General features: G+C 63.2%; 15 protein-coding genes. 8 read left to right on the forward strand and 7 right to left on the reverse strand.

Going from position 1 to position 19,041, the window contains the following annotated elements; all coding sequences use genetic code 11:
- The 5 genes from yacG to pilB all read right to left on the reverse strand — a co-directional run.
- The coding region (yacG, locus tag OGL92_RS07005) for a DNA gyrase inhibitor YacG (RefSeq protein WP_263142127.1) at positions 1–198 on the reverse strand (198 nt) is incomplete at its 3' end.
- Positions 195–806 (reverse strand): dephospho-CoA kinase, encoded by a 612-nt coding sequence (coaE, locus tag OGL92_RS07010; RefSeq protein WP_263142129.1) that lies wholly within the window; start codon positions 804–806, stop codon positions 195–197. The genes yacG and coaE, both read right to left, overlap by 4 nt.
- Complete coding sequence (locus OGL92_RS07015; RefSeq protein ID WP_263142131.1) at positions 803–1,675, reverse strand: A24 family peptidase; 873 nt, start codon at positions 1,673–1,675, stop codon at positions 803–805. Before OGL92_RS07015 ends, coaE begins: the two co-directional genes overlap by 4 nt.
- 3 nt (positions 1,676–1,678) lie before the next feature.
- Positions 1,679–2,893: a type II secretion system F family protein gene (locus tag OGL92_RS07020; RefSeq protein ID WP_263142133.1), complete on the reverse strand. Its 1,215-nt coding sequence runs from the start codon at positions 2,891–2,893 to the stop codon at positions 1,679–1,681.
- Positions 2,894–2,895: 2 nt separating this feature from the next.
- Positions 2,896–4,596, reverse strand: coding sequence for a type IV-A pilus assembly ATPase PilB (gene pilB / locus OGL92_RS07025; RefSeq protein WP_263142139.1), 1,701 nt, complete (start codon positions 4,594–4,596; stop codon positions 2,896–2,898).
- Between the two features lie 222 nt (positions 4,597–4,818).
- On the opposite strand from pilB, the gene OGL92_RS07035 reads away from it, so the two are divergent.
- Both OGL92_RS07035 and tfpZ read left to right on the forward strand, forming a co-directional pair.
- Positions 4,819–5,304 (forward strand): pilin, encoded by a 486-nt coding sequence (locus OGL92_RS07035; protein WP_276583812.1) that lies wholly within the window; start codon positions 4,819–4,821, stop codon positions 5,302–5,304.
- Between the two features lie 57 nt (positions 5,305–5,361).
- The gene (tfpZ, locus tag OGL92_RS07040) at positions 5,362–6,096 is read left to right on the forward strand and encodes a TfpX/TfpZ family type IV pilin accessory protein (protein WP_263142140.1); all 735 of its coding nucleotides are present in this window, start codon (positions 5,362–5,364) and stop codon (positions 6,094–6,096) included.
- A 14-nt stretch (positions 6,097–6,110) separates the two neighbouring features.
- On the opposite strand, the gene nadC is transcribed toward tfpZ, so the two are convergent.
- Positions 6,111–6,959 carry a carboxylating nicotinate-nucleotide diphosphorylase gene (nadC, locus tag OGL92_RS07045; RefSeq protein WP_263142142.1) on the reverse strand — a complete coding sequence of 283 codons (849 nt, stop codon included), beginning with the start codon at positions 6,957–6,959 and terminating at the stop codon, positions 6,111–6,113.
- A 286-nt stretch (positions 6,960–7,245) separates the two neighbouring features.
- On the opposite strand from nadC, the gene OGL92_RS07050 reads away from it, so the two are divergent.
- The 5 genes from OGL92_RS07050 (at position 7,246) to ptsP (ending at position 15,760) form a co-directional block, all read left to right on the forward strand.
- Complete coding sequence (locus tag OGL92_RS07050; RefSeq protein ID WP_263142144.1) at positions 7,246–9,549, forward strand: DUF1631 domain-containing protein; 2,304 nt, start codon at positions 7,246–7,248, stop codon at positions 9,547–9,549.
- Positions 9,550–9,753: 204 nt separating this feature from the next.
- Positions 9,754–10,314, forward strand: coding sequence for a 1,6-anhydro-N-acetylmuramyl-L-alanine amidase AmpD (gene ampD / locus OGL92_RS07055; protein WP_263142145.1), 561 nt, complete (start codon positions 9,754–9,756; stop codon positions 10,312–10,314).
- Positions 10,311–11,147, forward strand: coding sequence for a regulatory signaling modulator protein AmpE (gene ampE, locus OGL92_RS07060; protein WP_263142147.1), 837 nt, complete (start codon positions 10,311–10,313; stop codon positions 11,145–11,147). Before ampD ends, ampE begins: the two co-directional genes overlap by 4 nt.
- A 255-nt stretch (positions 11,148–11,402) precedes the next feature.
- Positions 11,403–13,433, forward strand: coding sequence for a methyl-accepting chemotaxis protein (locus tag OGL92_RS07065; RefSeq protein ID WP_263142150.1), 2,031 nt, complete (start codon positions 11,403–11,405; stop codon positions 13,431–13,433).
- A gap of 185 nt (positions 13,434–13,618) precedes the next feature.
- Positions 13,619–15,760, forward strand: coding sequence for a phosphoenolpyruvate--protein phosphotransferase (gene ptsP / locus OGL92_RS07070; protein WP_263142152.1), 2,142 nt, complete (start codon positions 13,619–13,621; stop codon positions 15,758–15,760).
- Between the two features lie 46 nt (positions 15,761–15,806).
- Here the strand turns inward: ptsP and OGL92_RS07075 are convergent, their stop codons facing one another.
- Positions 15,807–16,604, reverse strand: a complete 798-nt coding sequence (locus OGL92_RS07075) for a TatD family hydrolase (protein WP_263142154.1) — start codon at positions 16,602–16,604, stop codon at positions 15,807–15,809.
- Positions 16,605–16,833: 229 nt separating this feature from the next.
- Here OGL92_RS07075 and OGL92_RS07080 point away from each other — a divergent pair, with 229 nt between their 5' ends.
- Entirely contained in the window at positions 16,834–18,921 is a 2,088-nt protein-coding gene (locus OGL92_RS07080; RefSeq protein WP_263142570.1) for an AsmA family protein, read from the forward strand.
- Positions 18,922–19,041 lie beyond the last annotated feature (120 nt).

Consider the following 19,041-nt stretch of genomic DNA (forward strand, 5'->3'; position numbering starts at 1 on the left):
ATGTTCCCGCGACGGCAGGTCGCCGGAAAACAGGTCGTTCTCCACCTCGTCGCCCGGGATCGCATGGTCCTCGGCGGCCCAGGCGCCCAGATCGATCAGCTTGCAGCGCTCCGAGCAGAACGGACGGTACAGGCTGGCTTGCGTCCATTCCACGGGCGCGCCGCAGGTCGGGCATTCAACGTTCAACGGCTTGCTCACGATTGGCCTCCCTTCAGGGTCAGGTAGAAACGATGCAAGCGCTCGACTTCCCGGTGCAGCCAGTCGAGGTCGCGATCGTTGATCAATACGTCGTCCGCATGGACGAGGCGGTCTTCGCGGCGCGCCTGGGCCTTGAGGATGGCATGCACCTGCTCCTCGGGGACCCGGTCCCGCGCCACGGTGCGCTGAATCTGCATCTGCTCGGGGACATCCACCAGGAGAATGCGCTGGGTCAGGCGATACTGCCCGGACTCGATGAGCAGCGGCGAAACCAGGATCGCATAGGCGGATTCGGCACGGCCCAGATCCGCCATCAACTCATCGCCGATCAGCGGATGCAGCAGGGCTTCCAGCCAGCGGCGCTCGTCCGGGACGTCGAAGATCCGCTCGCGCAGCGCCGCGCGGTCCAGGCTTCCGTCGGCGCGCAGCACTGTGGGGCCGAAATGCTCGGCGATGCGCGCCAGGGCGGGGCGCCCCGGCTCGACCACCCAGCGCGCGGCGAGGTCGGCGTCCACCACATGGACACCCAGCGAAGCGAAGTGAGCGGCGGCAGCGGTCTTACCGCTGCCAATGCCGCCGGTAAGGCCCAATACCCAGGGTGAACTCATTTGAATCCGGCGAATTGAAGATAGGTGCCGGTTATTTGATCACCCCAGAGCAATGCGATCCAGCCCGCGATCGCCAGATAGGGGCCGAAGGGGATGGGGGTGCTGGTCCCGGCATCGCGTCGGCGCAGCAGCAGGGTTCCGATGACGGCGCCGACCAGTGAGGACAGCAGGATGGTCAGCGGCAGCAACTGCCATCCGCCCCAGGCGCCGAGCATCGCCAGCAACTTGAAGTCGCCGTAGCCCATGCCCTCCTTGCCGGTGACCAGCCTGAACACCCAGTACACCGACCACAGGCTCAGGTAGCCGGCGACCGCGCCCCAGAGCGCGTCGTCCAGGCTGGCGAAGAGCTCGTAGTGGTTGACGATCAGGCCGAGCCACAACAGCGGCAGGACCAAGGCATCCGGCAGCAACTGGTGGTCGGCGTCGATCAGGCTCATCGCCAGCAGCCCCCAAGTCAGCACCAGCATCGCACCGGCCTCCCAGCCGAAGCCGAAATGCCAGGCGACATAGGCCGACAACAAACCGCAGGCCAGCTCCACCAGCGGATAACGGGTACTGATGCGCGCCTTGCACGCCGAGCACCTCCCGCGCAGTGCCAGCCAACTGAAGATCGGAATGTTTTCCCACGGCCTGATCTCATGGCCGCAATGCGGGCAGCTGGAATTGGGCAGGATCAGATTGAAGGTCTCTCCGCGCGCCGGCGCCGGCAGTTCGAGAAACTCATGGGCCTGCCGCTTCCAATCCGCCTGCATCATCAACGGCAATCGATACACCGCCACGTTGAGGAAACTGCCGACCAATAACCCGATTAACAGCATGACAAAAACAAAGGCCAGCGGAGTGCTGGCCAGGAAGTCAAAGATCGACATGAGTTAGACGACGGAGCCGAGTTGGAAGATGGGCAGGTACATGGCGATGATCAGGCCGCCGACCAGAACCCCAAGCACTGCCATGATCATGGGTTCCATCAAAGCGGTGAGGCCGTCTACCTTGTTATCCACTTCTTCTTCATAGAAGGTCGCGACTTTGTCGAGCATGGCGTCCAGCGCACCTGACTCTTCTCCGATCGCGGTCATTTGGACCGCCATAGCCGGGAATACACCGGTCGTACGCATGGAAAAATTCAATTGCATACCCGTCGAGACGTCTTGCTTGACTTTATTTACTGCGTTTTTGAACACCACATTTCCAGTTGCCCCCGCGACGGAGTCCAAGGCGTCGACCAAAGGGACGCCTGCAGCAAATGTAGTAGCCAAGGTGCGGGCATAACGTGCTAGAGAGGATTTGTACAGGATATCGCCTACTATGGGGAACTTCAAAATCGAACGATCCACTGCATCATGGAATTTCTGTGAGCGTCTATGGGTTTCTTTAAAAGCAAAGCCAAGGGCTATTAGTGCTAAAAAAACTATAATCCACCATTCTTGGAGAAATTCCGATATGGCAATCACAAATAGTGTGAAAGCTGGCAGTTCTGCACCGAAATTGCTAAATACGGATTGGAATTGCGGCACCACTTTGATCAATAGGATCGCTGATACGATGATCGCTACCAATACAACGGCGATGGGATAATTCATGGCCTTTTTAATTTTCTTTTTCAGTAGCTCGGTTTTTTCTTTATAAGTTGCTACTCGGTCAAGCAAGGTTTCTAGTGCGCCAGATTGCTCTCCGGAATCTACCAAGTTGCAGTAAAGGTCATCGAAATACTGGGGCTTTTTGCGTAGCGCGTTCGCTAAGCTATTACCCGCCGCCACTTCTTGTTTGATCTCGTCAACCAGCTTACGCATGTTCGGATTTTCGAACCCCTCGCCGATGATGTCGAATGAGGCTAATAGTGGCACGCCTGCTTTCATCATCGTCGCCATTTGGCGGGTAAAAAGCGCAATATCTAGTGGTTTGATTTTCTTCCCTTTACTCAGGGAGAAGCCCTTCTTGCGTACCTTCGTGGGGTTAATGCCCTGCTTGCGTAACTGTGCCTTGACCAGCGCGGGATTTTGTCCGCTGATTTCGCCCTTGGTCCGGGTGCCTTTCCTATCCGTTCCTTCCCAGACGAAAAGGGTATTTTTCAGAGCTTTCTGCGCCATGGTTAATCCTTGGTCACGCGGTTGACTTCCGCAAGGCTGGTCACCCCTTGCATGGCCTTGAGCAAGCCTGAGGTGCGCAGATCGTTGAAGCCATCTTTGCGCATCTGCGCCGCGATATCGATTGAGTTGCCTTCCTCCATGATAATGCGTTGCAGGGCCGGGGTGTTTTTAACCACTTCATAAATCCCGACTCTTCCCTTGTATCCGCCTTTGCAATTTTCACAACCCACTGGGGCGTAAATCTTGAAGCTGCCGATCTGGTCTTCTGGAAATCCTTCGCTGAGCAGGGTTTCGCGAGGCACGGCTACCTCTTTTTTGCATGAGGGGCACAGCTTGCGCGCCAAGCGCTGGGCGATGATCAGGTTGACCGATGTGGCAATGTTGAACGCCGGCACGCCCATGTTGCGCAGCCGGGTCAAGGTTTCCGCGGCGCTGTTGGTGTGTAGCGTCGACATCACCATGTGGCCGGTCTGAGCGGCCTTGATGGCGATTTCCGCGGTTTCCAGGTCGCGGATCTCCCCGACCATGATCACATCGGGATCCTGCCGCAGGAAAGCGCGCAACGCCTGGGCGAAGTCCATGCCCTGGCGCGGGTTGACGTTGACCTGGTTGATGCCCTCCAGGTTGATTTCCACTGGGTCTTCAGCGGTGGAAATATTGATATCCACGGTGTTGAGTATGTTCAGGCCGGTGTACAGGGAGACCGTCTTACCCGAACCGGTGGGGCCCGTGACCAGGATCATCCCCTGGGGTTGCTTGAGCGCGGTCATGTACAAATCTTTCTGGGCTTCTTCGTAGCCCAGCGCATCGATGCCCATCTGGGCGCTGGTGGGGTCGAGGATCCGCATTACGATCTTCTCGCCCCACAACGTGGGCAGCGTGTTGACCCTGAAATCGATGGACTTGGTTTTGGATATCTTCATCTTGATCCGGCCGTCCTGTGGCTTGCGGCGCTCGGAAATATCCAATGCGGCCATGACCTTGAGACGGGCGGAAATCCGGCTGGCCAGTTGGATCGGCGGCCGGGCGGCTTCGTGCAGGATACCGTCGGTACGCAGGCGCACCCGGTACGTCTTTTCGTAGGGCTCGAAGTGCAGGTCGGAGGAGCCGCCCTTGATCGCATCCAAAAGCATTTTGTTGACGAAACGCACCACGGGGGCGTCATCGGCGTCTCCACCTTCGGTTACCGGCTTGTCCTCGCCTGCCGACTCTATATCCAGCCCGTCCAGATCCGAATCCGACAAACCATCCATCGCGCTTTCGGCGGCTTCGAACAGCTTGTCGAGTGCGGGACCGAGCTTGTCATCCTCCACCAGGATCGCCTCGGTGGTGAGGCCGGTACTGAACTGAACGTCGGTTACGGCTTGGTGGTTGGAGGGGTCGGACACAGCGATGAATAGCTTGTTGCCGCGTTTCCATAATGGAAGCATGCGGTGCTGACGCAGAAGCTTTTCGCTGATCAGGTCTTTCGTCTGGTTTTCGATGTCCAGAGCGTTCAAGTCGAGGAATGAAATTCCGAACTGCTCGGACGCCAGTTCCGCGACCGCACGGCCTTTGGCCAGCTTGTTCTGGACGACGTAGGTGATCAGCGAAAGCTGATTACGCTGGGCCTGCTGTTGGGCCTGCTGGGCCGTTTTTTCATCCAGCAGGTTGGCCAATACCATCTGGCGTGCGAGCCCGGACAAAGATATGGAGTCGTTCATGGAGTGCCTCTGCATTTATTGCATGCCTTATAGCTCAGACCGTTACAGCTGCCAACGCACTCTGATTTGACTGGCAAAAAACGTCACTATAAGACCTATAGTGGGTATTCGGTTGAGTGGATAGATGCTTTGTTATGACACCTCGAGAGGGTTTTTACTCTTGGCACGGTATCTGCTAGATCGTGGCGGGTCATTGGCCTGCCAACTTCAAAGGAGCTACAGATGAAAATGCAAAAAGGTTTTACGCTAATCGAATTGATGATCGTTGTAGCGATTATCGGGATTCTAGCTGCGGTGGCTTTGCCAGCTTATCAAGATTATACTGCGCGTGCTAAAGTCAGCGAAGTAATGCTGCAAGTGGACTCATGTAAGGGAGCTGTAGCCGAATTTCTTCAAGCTAACTCGTCCTTTCCTGCCGACGCTAATGCCGCCGGTTGTAGCACAACTGCAGAAACAAAATACATGAAGGCTGGTATTGCAGTTGATGCTGCAACGGCGAAAGTAACCTCTGGGGCTATACAAAACGTTGCCGCTGGTGCTGATACTAAACACCTTATCCTTCAACCAACATCTGATGCTGATCGTAAGACTGCGCTTAAAGCTGCCACTGAGGCAATTCAGGGCTGGTCTTGCGGCACTGATGCAGTTGCAGCTAACTACAAGTTTTTCCCGGCTTCGTGCCGTCAGGCGGTTCTGGGCGGGTTGTAATTCCTTGCTTGATAGAGAAGACCGCTTTGGCGGTCTTCTTTTTTGGAAGATTTGGTTATGTCTTTTCGTTCAAGAGCTTTTTTTATTCATCTGACGTTTTCTGTTTGTTTGACGTTTATTGCTTTTTTGTTAGTGCTGCAGGTCTGGTATGTAGATCCACTTTATAAAGTGGTTGGCGTTATAGATATCTTCTTTATGATGATCTTGGTTGATTTGCTTATTGGGCCGTTGCTGACATTTTTTATTGCTAAACCATTAAAGAAAAGTCTTGTTTTTGATGTTTCTGTGATTGTTTTGGTTCAGGTGCTTTTTTACCTTTTTGGACTTTTCAGCATTTGGGATGGGCGTCCTATTTGGCTGGTGTATACAGTGGATCGTTTTGATGTGATTCAAGCTTATGAGTTAGCTTCTAGTGAAAAATCGGTTGGTGGTCTAGAGTTCAGTTCTTATCAGTTCTTCGGTCCTAAATGGGCGTATACGAAAATTCCAACCAATGCTTCTGAGAGAGATAGTATTCTGTTTGAGTCACTATCGGGTGGAAAGGATTTTTCTCAACATCCTGAATATTACCGTCCTTTGAATGAGGCGGGCGCTATCATGTTGAAAAATTCCCAGCCTATAAGTACTCTTAAAGATTTTAATAATTCTGATAAGGTGGATTCTCTTTTGAAAAATTGGCCAACAGCTAACTCATTTCTCCCTATGATGGGGAAAACGGGTGCTTTGACTGTTCTTTTACAGAAGCGTCAGCCATATGTGTTAGGTGTTGTCGATTTAAGGCCTTGGCAATAGATAATCTATTCAAGCTAAGCTTTTAATCGCATCGACAAATCCGCCGCCTTGACGTCCTTGGTCAAAATCCCGAGGGAGATGAAGTCAACGCCGGTGGCGGCGATGCATTGTAATGTGCTCTCGTTGATCCCCCCCGACGCTTCCAGCTTGGCGCGTCCCGCCGTCAGCTCCACCGCGACCCGCATATCCCCCAGGCTCAATTCGTCCAGCATGACGATATCCGCTCCCGCTTCCAGCGCTTCCTCGAGTTCTTCCAGGTTCTCCACTTCCACCTCCACCGGCTTGCCAGGGGCGACGGTATGGGCGGTGGCGATGGCCTGGGCGATTCCGCCACAGGCGGCGATGTGGTTTTCCTTGATGAGGAAGGCGTCGTACAGGCCGATGCGGTGATTGTGGCAACCGCCGCAGGTGACTGCATATTTTTGGGCCAGGCGAAGGCCCGGAAGCGTTTTGCGGGTGTCCAGCAGTTTCACCTGAGTATCCGCCACCAGATCGGCGTAGTGACGGCAGCGGGTGGCGACGCCGGATAACGATTGGAGGAAGTTGAGCGCGGTGCGTTCGCCGGTCAACAGCGCTCGCGCGGGGCCTTCGAGATGAAAGAGCGTCTGATTGGCCGACACCCGCTCGCCATCCTTCACCTGCCAGTGCACCGCGACCCGCGGATCGACCTGGCGGAATACCGCATCGACCCAGGCCGTTCCGCAGATCACCGCGTCTTCCCGGGTGATCACGCTGGCGTGGGCCAGGCGCTCCGCCGGTATGAGCTGCGCGGTGATGTCTCCGCTGCCGACGTCTTCGGCCAGGGCGCGGCGGACGTTGGATTCGATTTCGGCGGTGAGATCGGCGAGGCTGAGGTTCGGCATGGTCGGCTCCAGGAAGAGAACTGCGATTATACGGATGACACATCGACGTGGAATCCTGCTGGCAGCGATTCGCCGAACTGATACAGTCCGTTTGTCCCCACAGCGGCCTTCACCAATCTGTGACGCACGTCATGTCTGGAGACATGCCAACTTTGTAAGCGCGGCACTGTCCCTATAATGGATGTGGAAATTTCTAATTTGACGCCAGAAGGCTGACGCTACGGGTGATGCCTCGCGGATTGCTGTAGAACGAGGGTTGTATCAGACCGTCTGCGGGAGACTCGCAATGACCGACGCGAATGTGGTGCACCTCAATACGGGCACCCAAGAGCAAACGCCAACTTCGCCGGTAGGAAGGCTGCCCGTGGCGCTTATTCAGGTGCGCGACAAGGCTGCTCAGCAGCTGAAACAGGCGCTGCAGGCGCTGTTCGACAACGCGGATGATACCCTGTTCGAGATGGCCGACCGCGCGACCAGCAACGCCGAGCAGAATACGTTCTTCGAGGCGATGCGCGATCTGCGCCTGAAGCGAAAGAGCATCGAGCGCACCTTCCTGCAGAAGGTGTTCGAAGCCTTCGCCGTACTCAATCAATACGAGATCGGCAAGCCTCCGCAACTGGATGCCGTCTCCTTCGACAATCTGTCGTTGGTTCAGAACGACGAGTTGGAAGAGTCGGTGGCGGTGGATGCCATGGTCGCCAAGGTGATGAGCCGCGATGGCCTCGCGCTCGGTTACCTCACCACGCGCTTGAATACCCTCGTCAGCAAGAAGGTCGAGGACCGCAGCAATCCCCTCGGACCCCGGGCGCTCTGCGAGTCCTTCCTCGACGCCTGCCGCAGCCTCGGGGTGGAGATCCGGGTCAAGCTGATCATCCTCAAACTGTTCGAAAAATACGTGCTGGGCGAGTTCGAGCAACTCTATGCCGAAGCCAATCAGGTCTTGATCGCCGCTGGTGTCCTGCCCGAACTGAAATCCGCCGCGCCCGCTCGCCGGCCCTCGCCGCGCGGCCCCGCCACCCGGCAGGGTACTTCCACGGCGGCCGGCGTCGAGGGCGGCTTGGCGCCGGGGTATGTGGACGAAGGTATGCAGGAAGTGTTCGGTGCCCTTCAGGACCTGCTGTCCCAGGTGCGTGGGAGCGGCTTGCCGCGCCGTGAGCTGCCCGCCGACGCCATTCCGATTTCCAGCAATGACCTGATGCGCCTGCTCTCCCACCTCCAGCAGCATCTGCCGGTGCAGAACTTCGATGAGTTCGACGTGCGCGATAAGCTGGAGACCCTGCTGGTACGTGCCAGCGCCAAGAGCGGCAAATCGCGGGTGGTCGGCCAGGTTGATGACGACGTCATCAACCTGGTATCGATGCTCTTCGAGTTCATCCTCGACGACCGCACCCTGCCGGATTCGCTGAAAGCGTTGATCGGCCGCCTGCAGATTCCGATGCTGAAAGTGGCGGTGCTGGACAAGACCTTCTTCAGCCGCGGCAGTCATCCGGCCCGCCGACTGCTCAACGAAATCGCCTCCGCGGCTCTGGGCTGGGGCGATCAGGATGACGCGCAGCGCGACAGCCTGTATCAGAAGATCGAGCAAGTGGTTCAACGGCTGCTCAACGATTTCGTCGACGATCCGGCGATCTTCTCCGAGCTGCTCGCCGATTTCCTCGCCTTCACCGGCGACGAGCGTCGCCGCAGCGACCTGCTGGAGCAGCGCACCCGCGATGCCGAAGAGGGGCGCGCCAAGGCCATTCTCGCCCGCCAGCAGGTGGAGCACGCGCTGAACCAGCGCCTGCTCGGCAAGACCATGCCCGAGGTGGTGGTACGGCTCCTGGAGGAAGCCTGGAGCAAGGTCCTGCTGCTGACCTGCCTGAAGCACGGCGTGCAGTCCGAGGAGTGGCGCGCTGCCCTGGCCACGATGGACGATCTGATCTGGAGCGCCGAATCCCACGACGAGCCGGAAGACCGCCTGCGCCTGCTGGAACTGGTGCCGGGCCTGCTCAAGGCCCTGCGCGAGGGGTTGGCCAGCGCCGCCTTCGATCCGTTCTCCACCGGCGAGTTCTTCAGCCAACTGGAAGCTCTGCACGTGCAGGCCTTCCAGCGCTTCAAACGGCCCTTGGACGAGACTGTCGCTGCGGAGCCCGACGTCCAGGAAAGCGAGGACGCGGCTGCCGGTAACGGTTTGCCGATTCTCGACCTGCCTCTGAGCCTGGATCTTCCCGCCGAGCCGCCCGCGATGGTCGAGGTGGTCGAGGAAATCGTCCTGCTGGCCCCCGGCGAGAGCCGCATACAGGAGGCCGAAACCGGCGTGCCGGAAGGCGATGCGGCCTTCGAACAGGTGGATAGCCTGCGGGTCGGGAGCTGGGTGGAGTTCCAGGAGGACGACGAGCACAAGCTGCGCTGCAAGCTGGCCGCGGTGATCAAGCCCACCGGGAAGTACATCTTCGTCAATCGCACCGGTATGAAGGTGCTGGAGAAGACCCGCATGGGGCTGGCCGTGGAGTTCCGCCGTGGAGCGGTACGCCTGCTGGACGACGCATTGCTGTTCGACCGGGCACTGGAGTCGGTGATCGGCAATCTGCGGCGTCTGAAAGGCGCCTGATCCTCGCAAGCGACACTCGAAACGCCCGGCCGATGCCGGGCGTTTTCGTTCGGGGCTTTGCCGCCGGCGCGATGGGCCCTACCGTCACGTCGTGTTAAAACAGCCCCGGCGAATTCGTTCCAATCGGATGAACGACCTTTCGCCGGGCCGACTTTCATGACGGACGTTCATCGATCCGTCCTGACGTACACCTCAGGAGCGCGCATGTTGCTGGATTCCAATGGCTGGTTCGACGGCATCCGTCATTGCCCCTCGCCGAACTTCAATGCCCGTCCCAGCGCTGAAATATCCCTGCTGGTGATCCACAACATCAGCCTGCCACCGGGCCAGTTCGGCACCGGCCAGGTGCAGGCGCTGTTCGAGAATCGCCTGGACCCCACGGCTCATCCTTACTTCGCCGGTATCGCCGACCTGAGGGTCTCGGCGCATTTCCTCATCGAGCGGGACGGCGGCATCGTGCAATTCGTTTCCTGCCGCGACCGCGCCTGGCACGCCGGGCAGTCGTGCTTCGAAGGGCGGGAGAACTGCAACGACTTTTCCCTGGGCATCGAACTGGAAGGCACCGATACCTTGCCTTACAGTGACGCGCAGTACACCGCGCTCATCGGATTGAGCCGTCGGTTGTTGCGTGCCTACCCAGCGATCGGAGCAAACCGTATCCGCGGGCACAGCGACATCGCGCCCGGACGCAAGACCGATCCGGGTCCCGCTTTCGACTGGCCGCGCCTACTGGAAGGGCTGCGCGAACGAGGAGAACCTTCATGAGCTTTCTGGTCCTGTTGCTGCTGGTCTGGGTGGAGAAGTTTTCCGCCTGGCGCCGCCGCGTCCAGAACGATGGGCCCTGGCTGCGCCAATTGGCCGGGCTTCAGGCCCGGCCACGCTTGGCCGCCCGGCCCGGCCTGATCCTCGCGGTATCGGTCCTGCTACCGGTCTTGCTGCTGGCTGCATTGCTGCTGGTCCTGCAACCCTTGGCCTACGGCTGGCTGGCGCTACCGGTGCACCTGCTGGTGATGATCTACAGCCTGGGGCGCGGCGACGTGCTCGCCGAACTTGGCGCCTTTCGCGACGCCTGGCGCCGTGGCGACGGCGAGGCGGCCTACCGGGTGGCCGAGCGCGACCTGGGGTTGCAGGCCGAGGATCAGGCCGACCTGCTCGGCGGCGCCCAGGCTTACCTGCTTTGGCACGGTTACCAGCGGTTCTTCGCGGTGATCTTCTGGTATGCGCTGCTCGGGCCGACGGTCGCCCTCGGCTATCGGTTGCTCGCCCTCACCGTCGAACATGCCACGGAGCCGGCCTTGCAGGCGCGCGCCCAGCAATGGCGGCATGCCCTCGACTGGCTGCCGGTGCGGGTGCTGGCGGCCAGCTTCGCCCTGGTCGGGGATTTCGTCGCGGTGAGTCGGGTGCTGCTTCATGACGTCCTGGCCTGGGACGTTCCCGCCGCGCGGTTCGTGACCCTTTCCGGGCGGGCTGCGGCCGACGTGGCGCAGCCGGTGCTGGGGGAAAGCGGCGTCGCGGGGCTGGATGCGCTCTGGCAACTGCTGGTCCGCGCGGCTCTGCTCTGGTACGTGGCCTTCGCCGTCTGGGTCCTGCTGCTCTGAGGCAGGGCTCCGAAGCCGTTTCCCTTGTTATTGGCCGCCTGGCCATCCGTCACGCCGGCGTGCGCCGCCACGCGTCTTAACCTTAATTTACAGAACGCTTCGACGAGATCGGTTACATAGATCGTCGGAGATGGCCTTGTGCCAATCACCGATGGGCCGTCCATGCGACGGCTCGCGCTCGCTAGGGATGGGACGGGCGGGGCGTCATCGCGCCGCCTACGCATACATAACAATAAGTAGGAACGGAGGCGTCTCGTGAAGACCATGCTGTATCCAGCCATCGCGCTGATGAACCGCCTGAGCTTCGGCATGAAGTTCAGCTTGATCAGCGTCTTGTTTTTCCTGCCGATGATCGTCACCGACTATTACCTGGTGCGCGATTCGTACCGACAATTCCTCGACACCCGCACCGAGCTGGAGAGCATCGATCTGCTTGGCGCGAGCCTGCACCAGCGTCGGGACATCGAGACGCTCAACGACCTGGTGCTGATCAACTCGGTGCTCGGCCAGTCCGGCCAGGCGGCGGACTTGGAGCGGCAGGCCACGGCCCTGGAGGAGCGCCTGATCGCCTCCCTGGCCGAGATGGCGCCGGTGGCCAGCGATCCCCAGGCGGTGCAGGAATTCGTCGCCAAGCGCGACGAACTGCTCGCCGCGTTGAAGGCGACCCAGGCGGACACCTCGTTGCAGGGCAAGAGTCCACGGGTGGCGAAGCTGGTGGGCGACGCGCAGATATTCAGCCGCTTCATCGCCACCCAGGCCGGCCTGAGCCAGGACGGCCAGCGCGACGTACGCCAGCTCACCGACCTGATCACCACGGCTACGGCCCAGGTCACCGCGGGCCTCAGCCGCGCACGTGCCATCGGCAGTTATTCCCTGGGTCAGGGTTTTCTCAACTCGGCGTCGAGCAACCAGCTCGACGACCTGTTGCTGGAACTGGAGAAACTCCAGGCGGAATATGCGCTGCGCATCCAGGACGCGCTGGAAGGCAGCCCGGGTGCCCAGCAGGCGTTGCAGGCCCCGGCCGATGCCAGTCGCGAGACGTTGAAGTCCGCCGCCGCGCTGCTGGAAGAAAAGGTCATCGTCGCCGATACCCTCGACACCCCATGGGCGCAGTTCTACGGGCAGCTCAGCGACGACATGGGCAAGACCTATGCGCTGGACGATGCCGCGCTGGGCTTCGTCAAGGGCCGCCTGGAGAAACGCCTGGGCGAGAAGCGCACGCAGACCGCGCTGCTGGTGGTGTCGCTGCTGGCGATCTTCCTCGCCATCGTCTATCTCTACGGCGGCTTCTACGTGTCCACCCGCGCCACCCTGCAGCGTCTCGGCGAAGTGATGGGCCGGGTGGCGGCGGGCGACATGACCGCCAGCGTGGAAATAGCCAGCCGCGACGAAGTCGGCGAACTGGGCCGGGCCTTCAATGAAACGGTGCAGAAGATCCATCACCTCATTGAGCGAGTCGGTCAGACCGTGGTGGAGGTGGAGGCCCAGGCGCAGCAGGTCGAGGCGGTGTCCGCCGAGAGCAACCGCTCGGTCGCCGGGCAGCGCAGCCAGATCGAGCAGGTCGCCACGGCGATGAACCAGATGGCGGCGACTGCCCAGGAGGTGGCGCGCAGCGCCGCAGCGGCGGTGGACGGGGCGCAGAGCGTGAACCGCGAGAGCGCCAGCGGGCGCTCCCTGGTGGCGTCGCAGGTGAGCGGCATCGAGCGGCTGGCCGGGGAGCTCAACGAGTCAGTGCGGGTCATCGACCAGTTGGCGACCGACAGCGCGTCCATCAGCCGCGTGCTGGAGGTGATCAAGGGGATCGCCGAGCAGACCAACCTGCTCGCCCTGAACGCCGCCATCGAGGCTGCGCGCGCCGGCGAACAGGGGCGCGGCTTCGCCGTGGTGGCCGATGAGGTGCGCACCCTGGCCAAGCGCACCCAGCAGTCCACCGAGGAAATCGAGCAGATGATCGCCAAGCTGCAGGGCGGGGTCGGGGCGGCGGTGAAGACCATGAGCCTCAGCCACCAGATGGCCGACGCCACCGTCGGTCAGTCCGCCCAGGTGCAGCAGGCCTTGGAGAACATCCTTGCGGCGGTCGGCACCATCGTCGACCAGAACCAGCAGATCGCCGCTGCGGCGGAGCAGCAGACCGCGGTCGCCCAGGACATCGACCGCAACATCGTGGCGATCAACGAAGCCGGCGAACGCACCGCCAGCGGCGCCGAGCAGACCGAGCAGGCCAGCCGCGAACTTTCGACCCTAGTGCTGCGCCTGAAGCAACTTATCGGCACCTTCCGCGTCTAGCCGGCGCCGCCGCGGCCTGCCGGGCTTCATCGGCGCAGGCCGCCGGGGGCGGCGAATCCTGCGCGCCCGATAGGCCCGCTGCGACCGTTCGACGCGCGGCGGGCACTCCCGCTCCCGGCCGCCACCTAAGCTGTACATCACCCCATTCAGCGGGTGTGCGTCCGATCGCCTGCCGGGAGAAGCTTATGCTCGAGTTCGACGAGAGCCACATCCGCATGGGCCAGGCAGCGACCGACAAGCGCACGGCCCTGCAAGCCCTGGCCCGGGTGCTGGTGGAGGAAGGCCTGGTCGCCGGGGATTATCTCGATGCGCTGCTCGCCCACGAAGCCCTGGACGCCGCCCACCTGGGCCGTGGCATCGCACTCTTCCAGGGCGTACCCGAAATCCAGCCACGGGTGCTCAGCCCTGGTTTGCGGGTGTTGCAATTCCCCGGCGGCATCGAGTGGGAAAGCGGGCGGCAGGTCTATCTGATCATCGGCGCCGTGGCCGCGTCGGACGAACATGCGCAACGGTTGCGCTCCCTGAGCGGCGCCTTCGAGGGTGACTGCCTGGAAGCGGCGCTGCGCGGAGCCACCGACGCCGCGACGGTCCTGGTGCTGCTCCAGGACGCGCTGCGGGAGCGCGAGCCGGACGCCACGCAGGCGGAGCCGCCCGCCCCGGGCAGCCTGCTCAAGGCGATCGCCGCCGCGCCCGGGCTGGCCAGCGGTCCCGCGCATGTCCGCGCGCCGCTGCGCTTCGACTATCCGCCACGGGCCGACTCTCCGGCCCGCGAGCGCGAGCGGCTGCAAGCCGCCCTGGCCGAGGCCCACGGCGATCTCGACGGCCTGGTCGGCGACAGCCGTTCGCCGGCGATCCGTGAAATCTTCGCCACCCACCGGGAGATGCTCGCCGATCCCGGCCTGATCGAAACCGTGGAAGTCCGCCTGGCGCGCGGCGAAAGCGCCGAGGCGGCCTGGCACGAGGCCATCGAGGAGGGCGCGCGGCAACTGGAGAGCCTGCGCGACGCGCTGCTGGCGGAGCGCGCGGTGGATTTGCGCGATGTCGGCCGCCGGGTCCTCGCCTGCCTGTGCGGGGTGGCGCTGGAGCGCGAACCCGACGAGCCCTACATTCTGGTGATGGACGAGGTGACCCCCTCCGAGGTGGCGCGCCTCGACCCCGCGCGGGTTTTGGGCATCCTCACCGCGCGGGGCGGCGCCACCGCCCACAGCGCCATCATCGCGCGGGCCCTGGGCATTCCGGCGTTGGCCGGCGCCGGTGCCGGGGTCCTGGCCTTGAAGCCGGGCACAGCGCTGCTGCTCGATGGCGAGCGCGGCCAATTGCATGTGACGCCGGCGCCGGATACCTGCGCCAGCGCCGAGCGCGAACGGGACCGCCGCGCCGCTCGCCGGCGCCTGGCGGAGGCCCAGCGCCACCAGCCGGCGCTGACCCGCGACGGCCACGCCGTGGCGGTGCACGCCAACCTGGGCGATACCGCGGGTGGCGCGGCGGCGGTGGAGCAGGGCGCCGAAGGGGTCGGCCTGCTGCGCACCGAACTGGTGTTCATGGCCCATCCACGCCTGCCGGATCTGGACACCCAGGCGACGGCGTACCGGCAGGTGATGGACGACCTCGCAGGCCGGCCTTTGGTGGTGCGCACCCTGGACGTGGGCGGCGACAAGCCGTTGCCCTACTGGCCGGTGCCGGCCGAGGACAATCCCGGCCTCGGCCTGCGCGGTATCCGCCTCAGCCTGCAACGCCCGGAGGTCATGGAGACCCAGTTGCGCGCGTTGCTGCTGGCCGCCGCCGGCCGTCCCCTGCGGATCATGTTTCCCATGGTCGGCACCCTGGAGGAATGGCGCGCGGCGCGGGACATGACGCTGCGGGTGAGCGCGGAGATCGCCCATGGCGACCTGAGCCTGGGCATCATGGTGGAGGTGCCGTCTGCGGCCCTGATCGCCCCGGTGCTGGCGCGGGAGGTGGATTTCTTCAGCATCGGCACCAACGACCTGACCCAGTACGTGTTGGCCATCGACCGCGATCATCCGACCCTTTCGGCCCAGGCCGACGGGCTGCACCCGGCGATCTTGCGGCTGATCGACATGACCGTGCGCGCGGCCCACGCCCAGGGCAAATGGGTCGGCGTCTGCGGCGAGCTGGCGGCCGACCCCCAGGCGTTGCCTCTGCTGGTGGGCCTGGAGGTGGATGAAATGAGCGTGTCGGTGCGCAGCGTCGCCCAGGTCAAGGCGGGAATACGCGAGCTGGACATGCAGGCCGCGCGGGCCCTGGTGGAGCGCGCCCTGGCCCTGGGCAGCGCGGTCGAGGTGCGGGCCCTGCTGGACGCTTTCTGAAGGCGCGCGGGTCGCGGCTTCGCCGGGCGCGACGGCCCTGACCGGCTCAGCGCGGATCGGCCGGCGGGTCCCAGCCGAACACCGCACAAGCGTTGGCGGTGCTGGCGGCGGCCAGCGCCTCGGCATCGATGCCCTTGAGCGCGGCGAGGTGGGCGCAGATGTCCGGCAGGTGTTCCGGGCTGTTGCGTTGCTTCGGGTACATCGAGGGCGCCATGTCCGGGGCGTCGGTTTCCAGCACCAGCGCTTCCAGCGGCAGGCGTGCGACGACCGCGCGCAGGCGGTTGGCCTGCGGCCAGGTGGGCGCGCCGCCCAGGCCCAGCTTGAACCCTAGCTTGAGGTACTCGCGGGCTTCCTCGTAGCTGCCGGCGAAGGCGTGGACGATACCCGGACGCTCCAGGCGCAGGCGTTTCAGGGTGGCGATGCAGGCGGCGTGGGCGCGGCGCACGTGCAGCAAGGGCGGCAGATGGAATTCCGCGGCGAGACGCAGCTGCGCCTCGAACAGGCCCTGCTGACGTTGCGGGTCGAGGTGCGGGACGAAGTAATCCAGGCCGAATTCGCCGAGGGCGCAGAGCCGCGGATCGCCGCGCAGCCGCTCCAGCCACGCGCGCAGCGCCTCCAGGTGTTCGGGCTGGTGCCTATCGAGGTACAGCGGGTGCAACCCCAGGGCGGCGCTCACTCGCGGCTGCGCGCAGGCCAGGTCCCACACCCGTTGCCAGTTCTCCCGGTATACCCCGAGCACCACCAGCCGCCGCACGCCCAGCGCCTCGCAGCGGGCGAAGACCTGCGGGCGGTCGGCGTCGAAGTCCGGGAAATCCAGATGCGTGTGGGTATCCACCAGGTGCATGGCGAGGTCTCGACAAGGGGGTAGTCAGGCGCGGAAACCCTCGCAGAATCGGCCTTTTCGCCGACGCTTTCCACCCCGCGGGAGCGACCAGGGGAGTCATCGCGGCCTTTTGCCAGTCGATAGAGACAGGTCGACGAACGCGATCGATGCGAAACGATATCAATGCGGCACCCGATCGCCGGTCCAGGCCGGTGCGGAAAAGCCGCTGCGGAGGAGAGTGCGGATGCCCATGACACGCGGACGAAAACTATTCATCTGGATTCTCGCCTGCCTGCTGCTGGCGATCCTGGCCCTGGTGGTGTTCGTCGCCACCTTCGACTGGAATCGCATCAAGCCCACCCTCAACGAAAAGGTGTCCGCCGCCCTGAACCGGCCCTTCGCCATCGAAGGCAACCTGGCGGTGGCCTGGCAACGCCAGACCGACGAACCCGGATGGCGGGCCTGGGTACCCTGGCCCCATGTGTCCGCCGAACGCCTCACGCTGGGCAACCCCGACTGGGCCAAGGGGCCGCGGTTCGTCGGCCTGGACAAGGTGGAAGCCAGCCTGTCGCCGTTGCCGCTGCTGTGGAAGCGCGTGGTGATCCCGCACATCCAGTTGACCGGGCCGAGCGCCGGCCTGGAGCGCTTGGCCGATGGCCGCAACAACTGGACCTTCGACCTCGGCGAGCAGTCCACGGACCAGGACGAGCCCTCGCCGTGGAAGCTGGAGATCGGCGCCATCGGCTTCGACCAGGGCCAGGTGGTGCTCGACGACCAGAGCCTGAAGACCCACCTGGAGTTGCAGGTGGATCCCCTGGGCAAGCCCATTCCCTTCAACGAAATCGTCGGCAAGCCGGCCCCGGAGACTGGCGCGGAGCCCAAGGCCGCGCCCCAGGACTACGCCTTCGGCTGGCGCCTGAAAGGCGTCTACCGCGAGCAACGCCTCACGGGCAGCGGCAAGGTCGGTGGGCTGCTGGCCTTGCAGGACGCCCAGCGGCCGTTCCCGGTGCAGGCCGAGGTCAGTGTCGGCAGCACCCGCGTCGCCGTCGCCGGCACCCTGACCGACCCGAAGAACCTTGGCGCCCTCGACCTGCGCCTGCGCCTGGCCGGCAGCAGCCTGGGCAACCTCTATCCGCTCACCGGCGTGACCCTGCCGGACACGCCGGCCTACTCCACCGACGGTCGGCTGGTGGCGCGCCTCCATGACCCGGACGGCGCCACCTATCGCTACGAAGACTTCAACGGCCGCATCGGCGACAGCGACATCCACGGCGAACTGACCTTCGTCGCCCGCCAACCGCGGCCTAAACTGTCCGGCTCGCTGACTTCCGAGCAGTTGCTCTTCGCCGACCTCGCGCCGTTGATCGGCGCGGACTCCAACGCGGAGAAGAAGGCCCGCGGCGCGCCGAGCAACCAGCCGGCGGACAAGGCCTTGCCGGTGGAGGCATTCCGCACCGAGCGCTGGCGCAGCATGGACGCCGACGTCAGTTTCACCGGCAAGCGCATCGTGCAGAGCGACAAGCTGCCGATCAACGACCTGTTCACCCACGTGGTGCTCAACGACGGCGATCTCACCCTGGAGCCGCTGCGCTTCGGTGTCGCCGGCGGCGCCCTGGAGACCCATCTCGGCCTCAACGGGCGGGTCACGCCCTTGCTCGGGCGCGCGCAGATCAGCGCCCGGGGGTTGAAGCTCAAGCAACTGTTCCCCGGCTTCGCGCCGATGCAGACCAGCTTCGGCGAACTGAACGGCGACGCCGATATCCGCGGTGCCGGCAACTCGGTGGCGGCATTGCTGGGCAGCGCCAACGGCCAGGTGAAAATGCTGGTCAACGACGGCGCGGTGAGCCGCAAGCTGATGGAGATCGCCGGCCTCAACGTGGGCAACTACCTGATCGGCGAACTGTTCGGCGACAAGGACGTGAAGATCAATTGCGCGGCCGCCGACGTGGGTATCACCAATGGCCTGCTGGGCACGCGGCTGGTGGTCTTCGACACCGAGAACGCCATCGTGCGCATCGACGGCAAGGTCAACTTCGCCAACGAGCAGATGGACCTGGACATCGACCCCGAATCCAAGGGGTTCCGGGTGTTCTCGCTGCGCTCGCCGCTGTACGTGCGCGGTACCTTCAAGAAGCCCGACGCCGGGGTGAAGACCGGTCCGTTGCTGGCCCGTGGCGCCGGCCTGCTGGCCTTGGGCGCTTTCGTCGCGCCGGCCGCCGGGCTGCTGGCGCTGGTCGCGCCCAGCGAGGAACAGGCCAGCCAGTGCGAGCCGCTGCTCAAGCAGATGCAGGCATCCAACCGCGAGCGCGCCCAGGCGCAGCCGGCCAAGCGCAAATGACCTAGCCGGGCGACCAGGGGCGGGCGGCGTCAGCGGTCGTGCACGCTGTCCGCCGCCGCGCCCGTGCGGCGGCGCCGATGGACGCGTGAAGCCGCCGCGCCGGCATCCCCCGTCGCCACC

Source organism: Pseudomonas sp. RIT-PI-AD (genome assembly GCF_025642785.1).
Taxonomy (GTDB): domain Bacteria; phylum Pseudomonadota; class Gammaproteobacteria; order Pseudomonadales; family Pseudomonadaceae; genus Pseudomonas_T.